The sequence below is a fragment of the Mesorhizobium sp. YM1C-6-2 genome (genome assembly GCF_003666685.1).
GTDB lineage: Bacteria > Pseudomonadota > Alphaproteobacteria > Rhizobiales > Rhizobiaceae > Mesorhizobium_K.
In genome coordinates this window covers 1-14,303 of sequence record NZ_RCIZ01000052.1, presented here as the reverse complement: position 1 = coordinate 14,303, position 14,303 = coordinate 1, and the positions used below count along the sequence as shown (strand labels likewise).

At 63.8% G+C, this 14,303-nt stretch carries 18 protein-coding genes; 12 read left to right on the top strand and 6 right to left on the bottom strand.

Translation table 11 applies throughout. The annotated features are described in order from the left end of the window. Position 1 precedes the first annotated feature (1 nt). Positions 2–580, bottom strand: a complete 579-nt coding sequence (locus tag D8676_RS26730; protein ID WP_121584125.1) for a 5-formyltetrahydrofolate cyclo-ligase — start codon at positions 578–580, stop codon at positions 2–4. 186 nt (positions 581–766) lie between these two features. Here D8676_RS26730 and D8676_RS26725 point away from each other — a divergent pair, with 186 nt between their 5' ends. From D8676_RS26725 to D8676_RS26710, 5 genes are all read left to right on the top strand, one after another. Further along, positions 767–2,062, top strand: coding sequence for an NAD(P)/FAD-dependent oxidoreductase (locus tag D8676_RS26725; protein ID WP_121584124.1), 1,296 nt, complete (start codon positions 767–769; stop codon positions 2,060–2,062). A gap of 103 nt (positions 2,063–2,165) precedes the next feature. Beyond that, entirely contained in the window at positions 2,166–4,157 is a 1,992-nt protein-coding gene (locus D8676_RS26720; protein ID WP_121584123.1) for a bifunctional 2',3'-cyclic-nucleotide 2'-phosphodiesterase/3'-nucleotidase, read from the top strand. A 233-nt stretch (positions 4,158–4,390) separates the two neighbouring features. Beyond that, a complete protein-coding gene (locus D8676_RS26715; protein ID WP_121584122.1) occupies positions 4,391–5,872 on the top strand; it encodes an MDR family MFS transporter in 1,482 nt (493 codons plus the stop codon). A 93-nt stretch (positions 5,873–5,965) separates the two neighbouring features. After that, positions 5,966–6,094, top strand: coding sequence for a hypothetical protein (locus tag D8676_RS27890; protein ID WP_281034815.1), 129 nt, complete (start codon positions 5,966–5,968; stop codon positions 6,092–6,094). A gap of 169 nt (positions 6,095–6,263) precedes the next feature. Continuing rightward, positions 6,264–6,551 carry a Dabb family protein gene (locus tag D8676_RS26710; RefSeq protein WP_121584121.1) on the top strand — a complete coding sequence of 96 codons (288 nt, stop codon included), beginning with the start codon at positions 6,264–6,266 and terminating at the stop codon, positions 6,549–6,551. Positions 6,552–6,600: 49 nt separating this feature from the next. Here the strand turns inward: D8676_RS26710 and D8676_RS26705 are convergent, their stop codons facing one another. From D8676_RS26705 to D8676_RS26695, 3 genes are all read right to left on the bottom strand, one after another. Next, the gene (locus tag D8676_RS26705) at positions 6,601–7,296 is read right to left on the bottom strand and encodes a methyltransferase domain-containing protein (protein WP_210210777.1); all 696 of its coding nucleotides are present in this window, start codon (positions 7,294–7,296) and stop codon (positions 6,601–6,603) included. A 129-nt stretch (positions 7,297–7,425) separates the two neighbouring features. Continuing rightward, positions 7,426–7,704 carry a hypothetical protein gene (locus D8676_RS26700; protein WP_121584119.1) on the bottom strand — a complete coding sequence of 93 codons (279 nt, stop codon included), beginning with the start codon at positions 7,702–7,704 and terminating at the stop codon, positions 7,426–7,428. Positions 7,705–7,794: 90 nt separating this feature from the next. After that, positions 7,795–8,190, bottom strand: coding sequence for a DUF6636 domain-containing protein (locus tag D8676_RS26695; protein ID WP_121584118.1), 396 nt, complete (start codon positions 8,188–8,190; stop codon positions 7,795–7,797). Between the two features lie 315 nt (positions 8,191–8,505). Here D8676_RS26695 and D8676_RS26690 point away from each other — a divergent pair, with 315 nt between their 5' ends. From D8676_RS26690 to D8676_RS27985, 4 genes are all read left to right on the top strand, one after another. Then, positions 8,506–9,183, top strand: a complete 678-nt coding sequence (locus D8676_RS26690; RefSeq protein WP_121584117.1) for an energy-coupling factor ABC transporter ATP-binding protein — start codon at positions 8,506–8,508, stop codon at positions 9,181–9,183. Then, entirely contained in the window at positions 9,183–9,797 is a 615-nt protein-coding gene (locus tag D8676_RS26685) for an energy-coupling factor transporter transmembrane protein EcfT (protein ID WP_121584116.1), read from the top strand. Before D8676_RS26690 ends, D8676_RS26685 begins: the two co-directional genes overlap by 1 nt. Before the next feature lie 13 nt (positions 9,798–9,810). Then, positions 9,811–10,371 (top strand): biotin transporter BioY, encoded by a 561-nt coding sequence (locus D8676_RS26680; RefSeq protein ID WP_121584115.1) that lies wholly within the window; start codon positions 9,811–9,813, stop codon positions 10,369–10,371. Positions 10,372–10,514: 143 nt separating this feature from the next. Continuing rightward, the gene (locus D8676_RS27985) at positions 10,515–10,826 is read left to right on the top strand and encodes a type IV toxin-antitoxin system AbiEi family antitoxin domain-containing protein (protein ID WP_121584114.1); all 312 of its coding nucleotides are present in this window, start codon (positions 10,515–10,517) and stop codon (positions 10,824–10,826) included. Here D8676_RS27985 and D8676_RS26670 read toward each other — a convergent pair. Both D8676_RS26670 and D8676_RS26665 read right to left on the bottom strand, forming a co-directional pair. Continuing rightward, on the bottom strand, positions 10,746–11,090 hold the full coding sequence (locus tag D8676_RS26670; protein WP_245427213.1) for a hypothetical protein: 345 nt from the start codon (positions 11,088–11,090) through the stop codon (positions 10,746–10,748). The two genes, D8676_RS27985 and D8676_RS26670, sit on opposite strands and share 81 nt — an antisense overlap. Before the next feature lie 104 nt (positions 11,091–11,194). Continuing rightward, entirely contained in the window at positions 11,195–11,488 is a 294-nt protein-coding gene (locus tag D8676_RS26665; RefSeq protein ID WP_121584113.1) for a DNA-binding protein, read from the bottom strand. A gap of 194 nt (positions 11,489–11,682) precedes the next feature. Here D8676_RS26665 and D8676_RS26660 point away from each other — a divergent pair, with 194 nt between their 5' ends. The 3 genes from D8676_RS26660 (at position 11,683) to D8676_RS27810 (ending at position 13,926) form a co-directional block, all read left to right on the top strand. Then, complete coding sequence (locus D8676_RS26660) at positions 11,683–12,813, top strand: Fic family protein (protein ID WP_121584112.1); 1,131 nt, start codon at positions 11,683–11,685, stop codon at positions 12,811–12,813. Positions 12,814–12,951: 138 nt separating this feature from the next. Further along, the gene (locus D8676_RS27815) at positions 12,952–13,326 is read left to right on the top strand and encodes a toll/interleukin-1 receptor domain-containing protein (protein ID WP_245427210.1); all 375 of its coding nucleotides are present in this window, start codon (positions 12,952–12,954) and stop codon (positions 13,324–13,326) included. Positions 13,327–13,386: 60 nt separating this feature from the next. Beyond that, complete coding sequence (locus D8676_RS27810; RefSeq protein WP_245427207.1) at positions 13,387–13,926, top strand: hypothetical protein; 540 nt, start codon at positions 13,387–13,389, stop codon at positions 13,924–13,926. The last annotated feature ends 377 nt before the right edge of the window (positions 13,927–14,303 follow it).

Genomic DNA, 14,303 nt, shown 5'->3' with positions numbered 1-14,303 from the left:
GTCAGACGGTAACGATGCGGTCCATGGGGATGTCGTGCGGCTGCGCGTGGATGGTCGGGATGCGCTGCATCTCGTAGCCGACGCCGATGACCAGCGGCTTGGCCGGCAGCGAGGCCAGCGTGCGATCGAAGAAGCCGCCGCCGTAACCCAGGCGATAGTTCCCGGGATCGACACCGACCAGCGGCGCGATGACGATGTCGGGGATGACGGGATCGCCCTCGGCAGGGATCGGGATATTCCAGACGCCTTTTTCCAGGCGGTCGCTGGGCCGGTAGGCGCGGAAGACCAGCGGGTGCGCCTTCTCGACAACGAGGGGCAGGGCAGGCGTACCGCCGCGCGCGACGAGGGGAGCCATCCAGGGACGCAGATCCGGTTCGCCACGGAACGGCCAGTAGAGGCTGACGATGCGGCCGGACACGTCTCCGACGATGGCGTCGAGTTGCGTGGCGATTTCGGCGGACATGGTGGAACGCTCGTCGGCGGGGATCGCCAGCCGGGCCTGGATCAGCCGCTCGCGCTCGGCCTTGCGCCAGCGCGCGATATCGGGCCAGGTCATCGCGCCGTTGTGATCGTCATGCATCGTCTTCCCTCGCATTCGGCCGAGGCAAATTATGCCCGCCGCAGAGTTGCGGTTTGCGCATTCGCGACATCGAATACCCAACCAGGGCTCGTTGTGCCAAGGCGTCGGCAATGCCGGCCCCTTGTCTCACTGCCGGTCGCACCCCATCATCGGGCCGGGGCACAGCCGCCGAGATGAGGCACGCCGATGAACAAAGCCGCTCACCAAGTCGTCGTCATCGGGGCAGGCTTCGGAGGGCTTGAATGCACGCGAGCGCTTTCCCGCGCCGGCGTGCACGTGACCGTCATCGACAGGCGCAACCACCACCTCTTCCAGCCGCTGCTCTACCAGGTGGCGACCACGTCGCTGGCGACATCGGAGATCGCCTGGCCGGTCAGGCACCTGCTGCGCAAGCGCAAGGACGTGACGATGCTGCTCGGCACGGTTGTCGGGCTCGACACGGAAGGCAAGCGCGTGCTGCTCGAGGACGGCGGCTCGGTTCCCTACGATACGCTGGTGCTGGCGACGGGCGCGCGGCACGCCTATTTCGGTCATGATGAATGGGAGCCTTTCGCGCCCGGCCTGAAGACGCTGGAAGACGCCACCACGATCCGCCGACGCATCCTGCTCGCCTTCGAAAGGGCGGAGCGCGAGACCGATCCGGAGAAGCGCCGTGCGCTGATGACCTTCGTGATCATCGGGGGCGGGCCGACCGGCGTCGAACTCGCCGGCACGATCGCCGAACTGGCGCACGACACGCTTTCCGGCGAATTCCGCAACATCGATCCGGGCACGGCCCGCGTCGTCCTGATCGAAGCGGGCGAGCGCATCCTTGCCGGCTTCAAGCCGGAATTGTCGGCCTATGCCGGGAAGGCGCTGGAGCGGCTGGGCGTCACCGTCGAGCTTGGCCGCGCGGTGACCGAATGCACCGCCGATGGCGTAACGTTCGGCGGCGAAACATTGCCGGCCGGCGCGATCATCTGGGCGGCAGGCGTCGCCGCCTCGCCGGCGGCCGAATGGCTGGGCGTCCCGGCCGATCGCGTCGGGCGGCTGATCGTGGAGCCGGACCTCACCGTGCCGGGCCATCCCGACATTTTCGCCATCGGCGACACCGCGCATGTCGAGTGGCAGGAGGGGCGTCTCGTTCCAGGCATCGCGCCGGCCGCCAAGCAGCAGGGCAGGCATGTCGCGGCGACCATCCGGGCGCGGCTTGCCGGCAACGATGCGCCACGCCCGTTTCGCTACAAGCACGACGGTGACCTCGCCACGATCGGCAAGCGCGCCGCGGCGATCGACTTCGGCTGGATCAAGCTGACCGGCTGGATCGCCTGGTGGATCTGGGGCTTCGCGCACATCTATTTCCTGATCGGCTTGAGGAACCGGCTGGCGGTGTCACTGAGCTGGCTGTGGATCTACTTCTCCGGACAGCGAAGCGCGCGGCTGATCACCCAGGGAGACGAGGACGAGGCGTCCGATCGCAAGGGGGCTCCGTCAGCCGGCTAACGATCACGCCGGTGTCATTTCCGGCTGCTGGACTTGGAGAAATTTCAGCGCGACACTCGCCGTCGGGCCGTCTTTCGCATCCGCGTTCCACGAGGAGAAAACCATGCCGGAGATGCTTCACCCGATGTCGCGCCGCTCGTTCCTCGCAAGCTCGACGGCCGCTGGCGCCATCGCGATCCTGCATCCGTTCTCGGCGCGCGCACAGGCCAACCAGGCGCACCTCCGGATCATGGAGACCACGGACCTGCACGTCCACGTGTTCCCCTACGACTACTATGCGGACAAGCCCAATGACACGATGGGGCTGGCGCGCACCGCCACGATCATCGACCAGATCCGCGCCGAGGCAACCAACTCGATCCTGGTCGACAATGGTGATTTCCTGCAGGGCAACCCGATGGGCGACTACATCGCCTATCAGCGTGGCATGAAGGAAGGCGACGTCCACCCGGTCATCAAGGCGATGAACACGCTGGGCTACGACTGCTCGACGCTCGGCAACCACGAGTTCAACTACGGGCTCGACTTCATGTTCAACGTGCTTGCCGGCTCGAATTTCCCGTTCGTCTGCGCCAACCTGACCAAGGGCCAACTCGCCGGCGACCCGACCAAGGACGAGCTGTTCCTGAAGCCCTACGTCATCCTCGACAGGACGATCAAGGACGGGACTGGCGCCGAGCACCCGATCCGCATCGGCCTCATCGGCTTCGTGCCACCGCAGATCATGACCTGGGATTCGCGCCACCTGACCGGCAAGGCGATGACGCGCGACATCGTCAAGGCCGGCGAGGCGTGGGTGCCGCAGATGAAGGAAGAGGGCGCCGAGATCATCATCGCGCTGTCGCATTCGGGCATGGGGCCGATGGAGTATGCCGAGAACCTGGAGAACGCATCGGTCCTGCTGGCGGGCGTCGACAGCATCGACGCGATCGTGACGGGACACAGCCATCTCGATTTCCCCGGGCCGAAATTCCAGGAGAAGGACGGGAAGGACATGCCGGGCCTCGATGGAGCGAAGGGCCTCGTCAACGGCAAGCCCGGCGTCATGGGCGGCTTCTGGGGTTCGCATCTCGGCCTGATCGATCTGATGCTGGAGCGCGACGGCAATGCCTGGAAGGTGGTCGGCTCGACAGCCGAGGCGCGTCCGATCTCCAAGCGCGCCGACGGCAAGACGCAAGCGCTCGTCGAGAGCAAGGCCGAGGTCGAGGACGCGGCCAAGACCGAGCACGAGGCGACGCTCGCCTATGTGCGCACGCCGGTGGGAAAGACGTCGGCGCCGCTCTATTCCTATTTCGCGCTGGTGGCCGACGATCCGTCGGTGCAGATCGTTTCCCAGGCGCAGACCTGGTACATCAAGGACATGCTGAAGGACACCGAGCACAAGGATCTGCCGGTGCTTTCGGCGGCGGCGCCCTTCAAGGCCGGCGGGCGCGGCGGGCCGGACTACTACACAGACGTTCCGGCGGGCGACGTGGCGATCAAGAACGTCGCCGACCTCTACCTCTATCCCAACACGGTGCAGGCGGTGGCGGTGACCGGCGCCCAGGTCAAGGAGTGGCTGGAGATGTCGACCGGCATCTTCAACCAGATCGAGAAGGGCAAGGCGGACCAGCCGCTGATCAACCTCGACTTCCCGTCCTACAATTTCGACGTGATCGACGGCGTGACCTACAGGATCGACCTGTCGCAGCCGCCGAAATACGGGTCGAAGGGCGAGGTGCTGAACGCCGCTTCGAACCGCATCGTCGAGCTGGCGTTCGACGGCAAGCCGATCGATCTGGCGCAGAGGTTCGTCGTCGCCTCGAACAATTACCGCGCCGGCGGCGGCGGCAATTTCCCTGAGATCAACGCCTCCAAGGTGATCTTCGAGGCCCCGGACACCAACCGCGACGTGATCGTGCGCTACATCGTCGAGCAGGGGACGATCAACCCGTCCGCCGATTCCAACTGGAGCTTCGTGCCGATGGAAGGGACAAGCGTCATTTTTGAGACCGGCCCGAAGGCGAAGGACCACATCGCCGAGGTCAAGGCGGTGAAGATCGAGCCCGCCGGCGAGGGCGCGGAAGGGTTCGCAAAGTACCGGATCACTCTTTAGTCCAGATTCCGGCTTTGCCTCGACACTCAGGACCGGGTCTGTTAAGCCCCGCCGCGCTGTTTCTGGAAACGCGCGCCGGTTGGTAGTCCGGCGATCCCGTTGCCACGGGATCCGAAGCCCCGCCTTCCGGCGAGGTCCACAGCCACCCCGAAGCTCCGAGATCGGCATTGCCATCGCGCATGCCGATGCTGGTTCTGCCTCGGGAGATGGTGCCCTCAAGCGCGGGTGGATCGATGGACAAGGCCGTCAGACAGGAAGGCGTGAAGGGCTTCAAGGGCCCGCCGCTATCCGATAGCGAAAAGAACGTGATCATCGGCGGCGTGCTGCTTTCGATGCTGCTCGCCGCGCTCGACCAGACGATCGTCGCGCCGGCCATGCCGACGATCGCCGGGGCGCTGGGCCATGCCGAGTATCTGCCCTGGATCGTCACCGGCTATCTGCTGACCGCGACGGCGTTGGCGCCGCTCTACGGAAAAATCTCCGACGTATATGGCCGCCGGCCGACGATCCATGCGGCCGTGCTGATCTTCCTGGCGGGGTCGCTGGTCAGCGCGCTGGCGCCGAACATGCTGACCCTGATCGTCGGACGGGCGATCCAGGGCATAGGCGGCGGCGGACTGTTCGCGCTGACGCAGACGGTGATCGGCGATCTGGTGCCGCCGCGTGAACGTGCGCGCTATGCGGCCTGGATCTCCGGCACCTGGGCCGTCGCCAGCATCGCCGGGCCGCTGCTCGGCGGCACCTTTGCCGAGCACCTGCATTGGTCGCTGATCTTCTGGATCAACATCCCGCTCGGCCTGATCGCCATGGCGATCATCAACAATCCGCTGAAGAAACTGCCGGTCGCGCCAAGGCGGCACAGCATCGACGCGCTCGGCGCGCTGCTGCTCATCGCGGCGACAGCGCTGCTGCTGCTGGCGCTGAACTGGGGCGGCAGCACCTATCCGTGGGTTTCGCTCGAAATACTCGGGCTGGTCGGCGCATCGGCGGTATTCTGGAGCGCCTTTGCGCTGAGGCTGATGCGGGCCACCGAGCCGCTGATCTCGCTCGAAGTGCTCGGCGATCGGATCGTGCGCGCCGGCACGCTTTCGATGTTCGCGCTGCAGGCGGCAAATGTCGGGCTAACGGTCTACCTGCCGGTCTATCTGCAGTCGGTACTCGGCCTAAATGCCAGCCAGTCCGGCATCGCGATGCTTGGGCTTTTGCTCGGCACGGTGCTTGGCGCGACGGTGAGCGGCAAGACGATCCCGCGTTTCGTCCACTACAAGAGGATCGCCATGGCGGGGGCGCTGTTCAGCGCTGCCTGTCTCGTGGCGTTCGCGCTGGTGGCTGCGGATGCCTCGCTGCTCATGGTCCAGGTGCTGACGATCTGCATCGGCCTGGGCGCGGGCGCAACCTTTCCGGTGTGCACCGTCTCGGTGCAGAATGCGGTCGACCAGGCGCATCTCGGGGTCGCGACCGGCGTGCTGACCTTCCTGCGTTCGCTTGGAAGCGCGCTTGGCGTCGCCATGCTGGGCGCGGTGGCGCTGGGCTACGGGCTGCCGCTCGGTGGTGAGGGGATGCGCGTCGGCGCACATACCGCGACGACCGAGCCCTTCTCGATGATTTTCCTGGCCTGCGCCGCGACCACGCTGCTCGGCTTTGCGATGCTCTGGCTGATGCCCGAAAAGACGCTTCGCGGCTATGCGTCCGAGACTGTGAGCGTCCCCGAATAGCTTCCGCACCGGCCCCAGTCGGGCATCGGGCGATGACACGTTGCCTGACGATGCAAAAAAGCGGATGATTCCCCAGGTGTTGGGGAGCAAGCCATGCGTTACGTCATTGGCATTTGCATCGTGGCCGGGTTCCTGATCTGGGACGTCGGCTATAATGAGGGTCGCTACATCAGCTACACGGTCATGGAACTGAAGCGGTTGACCGCCATGGTCGGCGCATAGATCAGTGGGCTCGTCGCCTTCCGGGCGGGAAACGGGTTTTCCGTTTGCGCGATGCCGGCGCGTGGATTCGTCACGGTTGACCTAAGCTAAGAGCCGAACCAAAAGACCCTACGCGAGCGTTCGCCCGACGCGGCATCCTTGCCTGGTCGGGCTCATCCGGAGGCGTATCTTGATCAGGCACATCGTGTTCTTCAGCGCCAAGCGGGGCGAAAACGTCGAGGCCATGCGCGTCGGGCTCGAGGCGCTCGGCTCGATCCCGAATTCCACGCTGTTCGAAGTGTCCCTGAACACCAAGGTCGACCCGTTGTCGGACGAGGTGGACGTGGTGGTCTATGCGGAGTTCCCCGACGAGGCGGCGCTCGCCGCCTACAAGGCGCATCCGACCTATGCCGAGACGACCGCCCGGGTACGACCGATGCGCGAGCTGCGGCTCTCGGCCGACGTGGTCGCCGGCTAGGGACGCAAATTCCGGACCCAAACTCGCTGTGCGCTTGGCTGGAAACGCTCTAGAGGCCGGGCCCTGAAAAAAGGCTGACCGAGCCATCCAGCCGGTCGAGAATCCAGCGGTGGCGTGCTGCCGAGCGCGGCAGCAGGAAAGCTCCTTCCCGTTCGCCGGTGATCGGATCCTGGCCGCGATAGGCCAGCACCGGCTGGTCGGGTATGTAGGCGGCGAAACGTTCCACCACGTCCGCGCCGTAGACGCGCCAGTGGCCGTGCTTCTCAGGTTTCGGAAAACCCCAGTCGCGGGTCACGTCTTCGCGGAAGGGGTCGGGGAAGGCGAGATAGAGAAGGCCGTCCGGCCTGACGATGCGCAGCAGTTCGTGGAGTGCCGAGCGATCGTCGCCGACATGTTCCAGCACATGCGAGCAGATGGCGATGTCGTAGGCGGCGTCGGGCCGGTCTATCGCTTGGATATCCAGTCCGCCGGGCTCGCCATAGACCGACAGCTCATGCGAGGCGAACCACGCGGGGTCGACGGTCGGGTCGGGGCTGAACTGGATCGCCTTCCAGCCGGCAAAATCATGCGGGCGGAGCCTGTCGAACATGATGCGGAAGATACGATGGCGCTCCAGCGACTGGCAGCCGGCGCAACGCGGCATGGCGCCGTTGGGCGACGTGCGGCCCTTGGGGCCCGGCCCGAACACCGCGCCACCGCAGATCGGGCAGGCGGGCGCGGGGGAGGGGGCGGCGGTCGCGTTCATCTTCAAATCCTCAGGCAGGCTGGCGCCGACAGGCACCATGCCCGCGCTGGGGACGCAAGCGAAAAAGACGCGGCTTTCTCCCTTTAACGTCAGGAGGGGTAACTCAACGTCACCCTTCAGCGGACGATGTCACCTATAGCGATCGTACCAGTGCCGGGGGCGTTGTTCGCTCATCTGGGCGATAGCCATGCCGGCGAGCAGCCCGAGCAAGGTTCCGAAGAGGAGCCCGGCGGTGCCGGGATTGTTGCGGATGGGCTGCGCCACGGCGCCGGCGGCGCGGCTGGCCCCCTGCACCAAGTCGTCGGCCCGCTCGGCGATCGCGCTTCTGAGGTTGGCAATCTCGCGCTTCAGCTGATCGACCTCCTTTGAGAGGTCGTCTTCCCTGTTCGTCTGCGTGCTGTCTGGCATGGATTGCTCTCCGGGCTGGGATTGAATTTCCCTGAAACGGCGAGGGTTCGGCAAAGGTTCCGAGCGGCTGGCATACCCGGCCGGGCGCGATCAGAACGCCTGCTGTTTGGCGCGGGCGACCGTGAAGCCGTGGCCCTCGGCATTCTTGCAGGTCATTCCAGACTTGGCCGAGGTGCATGTAATGCCGTCGGAGACCACAGAGTGCCCGTAGTCCAGCACCGCTGCGTTCGGGTCCATCACGGTATCGCCGGCGCAAATCGGCATGCCCGGCCCGGTGACGCCGATCTCGAATGCGAATCCCCAGTCGAGATCGCAATCGTCCGGACGAGGGTAGGACGAGGTGAACTTCGACAGATCGCAGCGCGCACCAGCGTATGAGCCGGAGAAGATCATGCAGTGGACGTTGCCGCTGGGACTGCGGAAGCCGATATCCTGCGCCGCCGCCGGCGGTGCCGCGAAGATCAGCGCAAGAGCCAGGAAACGCATCCGAGACCTCATCCCCTAGACAGCCATCCCGCGTCGCAGCGGGTGATTGCAATGGTCGATGGCCTCCTGAGCATACGCGTCGATCGGGTGCGGCTGATATCGATCCCTATCAAAAACCCTGTATTTCCTGGCATTTGGTGGAAGGTCCCTAGAATCCCGCGCCAACGCGACCAGTAGCAGAATTTTGGGTCGCCAGGTCGTGAATGGAGGTGGGAAGCGGATTGTCAGCGTTAGGATGGTAGCCGGACGTTCATGAATCCTTGACCTTGTGACTGGCTCAGAGCAAATCAGGCGCGCAATAGCTGGATCCCGATATTGGACATCGTGTTCGACCAAGCCGAGGCTACCTTCGACCGGCGCGTCGTGCTCAAGCCCTTGTCACTAAGGCTGACCGAGCGACGCATTGGCATCATTGGCCTCAACGGCTCCGGAAAAAGCACATTTGCACGTCTGATCAACGGGCTTCTGCTGCCCTCGGCCGGTCGCGTGGTCACCAACGGTCACGACACTGCGACCCACGCCGCCCAAGCTCGTGCAGCCGTCGGCTACATCTTCCAAAATCCGGCGAGCCAAATCGTGCTGCCTTTGGTCAGGGAAGATATCGCGCTGGGCCTGCAATCGCGCCGTCTTGCCAAGGCCGATGCTGATCGTGCGGTGGCCGGAGCCCTGGAGCGCGTCGGCATTGCCCATCTCCTGGAACGGCGCGCGCACGAGCTTTCGGGTGGAGAAGTTCAGCTCGCGGCCCTGGCCGCGGTGCTAGCCACCTCCCCTGACATCGTCATCATGGACGAGCCCACCAATCAACTGGACCTCCGGAACCGAAACCTGATCGAGCAAACGATCCATGCCCTCGACGAGAATGTTATCGTCGTGAGCCATGACCTGGCTCTTGTTTCGGGTTTTCCGCGGGTGCTCCTCTTTCACGAAGGGACGCTTGCCCATGACGGCCCGGCCGAAGAAACCATCGATCGTTACCTGAAGCTCGCCGCGTGATGATCCCGGACGCCAAGGGCGACAGCCCGATCCACCGAGTGCCGCCGGGAGCCAAGCTGCTCGCGCTTTTCGCGTTAAGCGTGCTGCTCTTCACGCTGACCTCTCCCGTCGCCTTGTCCTGGCTGTCCGGCGCGATTGTTGCAGCCACCCTGTTGTGTTGCCGCGCCGCGTTGGTGCAGTGGCTCAAGGCCTGGCCTCTGCTTCTGACCATTGCTGCGCTCGGCATCTGGACGGTGTTTGCGAGGGGCCCGGAAGCGGCCACGATCGTTTTGCTTCGCCTGGGGTCGCTAAGTCTATTTGCCACCGTCGTCACAGTGACCACAAGCGTAGGGCAGTTCATCGATACGATCACGCGCATAGCCCATCCCCTGGAAAGGCTCGGCATTGCCAATGCCAGGGACATCGGGCTGGCCATTGGCCTCGTCATCCGCTTCGTGCCCGAGATACGCGCGCGCTATCGGAATGTGGTCGATGCGCATCGCGCCCGGGGCCTCAAATTGCGGCCGTCCACCATCATCGTGCCAATGGTCATCTCCACCATTCTATGTGCCGACGAGATCGCCAATGCCATCGACGCCCGCAATATTCGCGGCACACCTTCAAAGCGCAACTAGAGGTTCAACCACATTGTCCACTCGATCTTTAGTTCTCATCGCCCTTTTCACGGCAATCATCGTGGTTCTGGGGCTGGTCCCGCCCATCATGGTAGGGTTCTTCCCTGTTCCAATTCATGCGCAGAGCCTGGGCGTTCTCCTGGCCGGGGTGGTGCTGGGCGCGCGTGGGGGAGGTTTAACCGTGCTCCTGCTCTGGGTGCTTGTCGCTGTCGGCCTGCCGGTACTGTCGGGCGGACGAGGTGGGCTTGCCGTATTCCTCGGCCCTACAGCCGGCTATCTGGTCGGCTTCCTGCCTGCCGCCGTTGTCACAGGCTGGCTGTCCGACAAGGCAGCCCATCGCATCACCGACCGCTGGAAGCTGGTCGCCAGCTTTTTCGTCGCGGCAGCCGCCGGCGTGGTCATCGACCATATCTTTGGAATCGCCTGGCTTGCGTTCGCTGCGAGCTTGACGCTTGCCGAAGCCGTCATCGGCAACCTGATCTTCGTGCCCGGCGACCTCATCAAAGCCGCCATCGCTGCCTATGTCGGCCTGCTGCTGACCATCAATTTCGGCAACCGAATCCGGATCGGATGAACCCGGTCGCAGCCGCCCTTGGTCGCTCCTCGAAGGAATTGTTACGTGGAATTCAGGTCGTTTCCTGACAGCTCGCACCTTAGTCGCGATTTTTAGGCCGCCCAGTGGGCGGCCTGTCGGAAAATCACAACAGTGATTTGAAAATGAAGTGGCTCCCGAGGCTGAATGAAACTGCGAACTTTGAGTCGCCGATTCCCCTCGAACGCCCGCCACAGCTTCCTACGCGACGGAAACGCGACAGGGACCGTGAAGAACGCATTCGGCTGGCCGGCGGTCCGAAGCCCTCACTGCGGGAGAAAGCATACGCTTTTGCGCGCGAAAGGGCCACGGTCAGGACCTGCGATTTCACCGCCCTTGGTATCCCAAGACACTACCTAGCCTGGATGTGCGAAGAAGGCCTGCTGGTGAAGGTGGCGTATGGCGTCTATCGCGCCGCGGAGCGCGAGGCAGCGTGACCGGCCTCGATCTACAAGGTCGATCTCGCGCGGAGATATGCGATCACGGGTCAGGTCGAGGTTCGCGCCCGCAAGCGGCGACCGCCGGAGAGCGGCGGCGATGCCGCTCTGGTCAGCCAGAACCTTGTTGATCCTGGCCCGGATGCGGTCTGCGTGAGGCCCTTCGGTCGCGAGTCTGTTCGCTAGCGATCGGATCATGTCTCGATCGACCTCCAATCCGGCGACCTCGTATTGCACGATCTCGGCCCGGGATGTCCTGTTCACAGCTGTCTCCTTTGCCTTCCTGATCATGGTTGTTCAAACGAAGTGGTGGTCGCTTCGATTGAAGCTCGCGGTTCCAGGCTGACCCAAACCCGCGAGCCATTTGATCACGCTTCGTCGGAAAGATCCGTCAGTTGCTTGCGCGGCCTTTCCAGGATTGGATCCCAGCTTGTCGGATAGATCACGTCAGGGCCGGGTTCTAGCGTCGAGTATCGCAGGCCTTTGTCGGCCCACGCCAGCAGGTTGGCAATCGCATAGACGACCCGACCGCCGATCTTCCGATATACTGGGCCGGTTCCGTAGCTTCGATGTTTCTCGAGCGTCCGGGCTGAAAGCGCCAGAAAGCGCGCGGCCTCCTTCGTCACTAGGAAGCGTGGTGGGATGATCGTCGAATGGTTCATGACGTTTCTCCTCATGTCTGCCCGCCGGAAATGGCGAGCGGATAGAGGCGCTCGCGAACCAGCTTTTGACGCAATAGGTCGGAGCCAGCGAGGCCTTGCGGAGTTTAATGGCGCCATTCACCGCATAAAGTGCGGCGAAAGACTTGCGCCTGCGGAGAATGTCAGCCATATTCGCCGCAAGGAGCGCGGAGAATATGGCGACCTATATCCATGAACTTGAAGGCTGGCCCAGCTTCGAATGGAGCAGCAAAGACCTGGCCGAGCAATTGGCCGCCGTGCGCCATCGGCAGGGTCGGTTGCTGGGGCGGATGGAGGCGCTCGGGTTCGACCTGCGGGCCGAGGCTGTCCTGCACACCCTGACCGAGGACGTGCTCAAATCTAGCGAGATCGAGGGCGAGATCCTCGACAAGGATCAGGTGCGGTCTTCCATCGCCCGCCGCCTTGGCATGGACATCGGCGCGCTGGCGCCGGTCGACCGCGATGTAGAAGGCGTGGTCGAGATGATGCTCGACGCCACCCAGAACTATCAGGCCCCGCTCACGGACGAGCGGCTGTTCGCTTGGCACGCGTCGCTGTTTCCGACCGGGCGCAGCGGTATGACCAAGATCATCGTCGGTGCCTGGCGAGACGAGGCGTCGGGCCCGATGCAGGTCGTGTCCGGCCCGATCGGCCGCGAGAAGGTGCACTATGAAGCGCCGGCGGCGGCCCGGCTCGACGGCGAAATGGCTGGGTTCGTCGAATGGTTCAATGGCACCGCGTCGCTCGATCCCGTCTTGAAGGCGGCGGTCGCCCATTTGTGGTTCGTCACCATCCATCCCTTCGAGGACGGTAATGGCCGGATCGCCCGCGCTATCGCCGACATGATGCTGGCGCGATCGGAAGGCAGTCCGCAACGCTTCTACAGCATGTCTGCGCAAATCCGTCTGGAGCGGAAGGACTATTACGCCGTCCTCGAACGGACCCAGAAGGGCGACCTCGACATCACCGTATGGCTGCAATGGTTCCTGGGCTGCCTCGACCGCGCGTTCGACGGCGCCGAGGAGATTCTCGGCAATGTCCTCCGGAAGGCGCGGTTCTGGGATGCGATGACCGGGCAACCGCTCAACGAGCGTCAACGCAAGGTTATCAACCGGCTGCTGGATGGGTTCGAGGGCAAGCTCACGTCTTCGAAATGGGCGACGCTGACAAAGACCTCGCCAGACACGGCTCTGCGCGACATCACCGATCTTGTGGCGCGCGGCATGCTCGTGAAGGACGAAGCGGGCGGGCGGAGCACGAGCTATTCGCTGGCGAGCCTGGGCGAGGGTGAGCCGCGTTGCGCCTAACGGGTCTCCCGCGAAATAGGGCGGACGCTGAAGGTATCGCCGGTCTTGGTCTGAGCATCTATGCGTCAGCACCGGATTTGGCTAGAACAGATTAAGAACTTATGCCGAGTCCGGCGAGCGCCGGCCCAGGGAGAGTGTATGGCCGCGAGCGTGTTCTTTTCTTACTCTCATGTGGATGAGGCGCTGCGGGACCAGGTCGAGACTCAGCTCGCTCTCCTGAAGCGTCAGGGAGTTATCGAGACCTGGCACGATAGGCGGATCGGTGCGGGTGAGGAGTTTGCCGGCGCCATTGACCGGCATGTCGAAACCGACGACATCATTCTGCTGCTGGTCAGCGCTGACTTCATCGCCTCCGACTATTGCTACGACATCGAGATGAAGCGCGCGATGGAGCGGCACGCAGCCGGAGAGGCGATTGTCATCCCGGTGATTCTGCGCGCGTGCGACTGGCATGGGGCTCCGTTCGGCAAGCTCAACGCGACGCCGCCCAACGGCACGCCCGTCACCCAGTAGGCAGATCGCGACCAGGCGCTGCTCGAAGTCGCCAAGGCGGTTCGGGGAGCGGTGGCTCGGTTGACACCCAAGACCTCTCCATCGGTAGCAACCAGATCCGTCGTCGCCGAAGCTGATGAGCCGCGGTCCTCCTTTCCGGCTGGCCCGCGGTCCAGCAATCTCGCCCTTGCAAAGGCATTCACCGAGCGGGACAAGGACCGCTTCAAGCGTGACAGCTTCGAATATATGGCGCGGTTCTTCGAGAATTCGCTCGGCGAGCTGGCAGCCAGAAACGACGGGATTGAGGGTGACTTTCGTCGTATCGACGCGGATCGCTTCGCGGCGGTCGTCTACAAGCAGGGGCAGACTGTGTCCCGCTGCACGGTATTCCTGGGTGACCACACCTTCGCCGGCGGTATTGCCTACTCGGCCTCGGAGACGTTCGCCAGCAATAGCTATAATGAGCTTCTGTCAGTCGAGGCGGACGACCAATCCATGTTTCTGCGCAGCATGGGCATGGCGGCGATGGGCGGCGGTCGAGATACCGCCAAACTGACGCAGGAAGGCGCGGCCGAACTCTACTGGGGGATGCTCATTGAGCGCCTTCAGCCGAGCCGGTGAGGATAGCGGGGAGGCCAGCGATGGTCGCATTTTGGCCCCACACACGCCCCTCGACTGCCCTTACAGCGACGTCTGCTTTGCGCCCCATCATCGGTCATTCAGGCTAACCCACGACAGCCCCGGAACCTGACGATCTCCAATTTCGGACGTCTGATCGGCGATGGAGTGAGGCGCTGGTCTACGGGACCTCTAGAGGGTAGCATCCCGCTCAAGCCCCACCGGCTAGAGAGCGACCGCGGGGCAAGGGGGTGTGATGGTTCTCTCTACAGATGTCCGTAGAAACAAGCTGACTGACATAAATGTTGATTGCTGCTGAGAAGTGACCCGGGGTTTTCATCGAGAAGTGACCCACCGTGCGATTATGTTTCGGGTCTCAT

Excerpts from the sequence above, each read along its gene's own strand:
- D8676_RS26730 (WP_121584125.1), bottom strand. The coding sequence starts at position 580 with ATGCATGACGATCACAACGGCGCGATGACCTGGCCCGATATCGCGCGC.
- D8676_RS26725 (WP_121584124.1), top strand. The coding sequence starts at position 767 with ATGAACAAAGCCGCTCACCAAGTCGTCGTCATCGGGGCAGGCTTCGGA.
- D8676_RS26720 (WP_121584123.1), top strand. The coding sequence starts at position 2,166 with ATGCCGGAGATGCTTCACCCGATGTCGCGCCGCTCGTTCCTCGCAAGC.
- D8676_RS26715 (WP_121584122.1), top strand. The coding sequence starts at position 4,391 with ATGGACAAGGCCGTCAGACAGGAAGGCGTGAAGGGCTTCAAGGGCCCG.
- D8676_RS27890 (WP_281034815.1), top strand. The coding sequence starts at position 5,966 with ATGCGTTACGTCATTGGCATTTGCATCGTGGCCGGGTTCCTGATCTGG.
- D8676_RS26705 (WP_210210777.1), bottom strand. The coding sequence starts at position 7,296 with ATGAACGCGACCGCCGCCCCCTCCCCCGCGCCCGCCTGCCCGATCTGC.
- D8676_RS26700 (WP_121584119.1), bottom strand. The coding sequence starts at position 7,704 with ATGCCAGACAGCACGCAGACGAACAGGGAAGACGACCTCTCAAAGGAG.
- D8676_RS26695 (WP_121584118.1), bottom strand. The coding sequence starts at position 8,190 with ATGCGTTTCCTGGCTCTTGCGCTGATCTTCGCGGCACCGCCGGCGGCG.
- D8676_RS26685 (WP_121584116.1), top strand. The coding sequence starts at position 9,183 with ATGATCCCGGACGCCAAGGGCGACAGCCCGATCCACCGAGTGCCGCCG.
- D8676_RS27985 (WP_121584114.1), top strand. The coding sequence starts at position 10,515 with ATGAAGTGGCTCCCGAGGCTGAATGAAACTGCGAACTTTGAGTCGCCG.
- D8676_RS26665 (WP_121584113.1), bottom strand. The coding sequence starts at position 11,488 with ATGAACCATTCGACGATCATCCCACCACGCTTCCTAGTGACGAAGGAG.
- D8676_RS26660 (WP_121584112.1), top strand. The coding sequence starts at position 11,683 with ATGGCGACCTATATCCATGAACTTGAAGGCTGGCCCAGCTTCGAATGG.
- D8676_RS27815 (WP_245427210.1), top strand. The coding sequence starts at position 12,952 with ATGGCCGCGAGCGTGTTCTTTTCTTACTCTCATGTGGATGAGGCGCTG.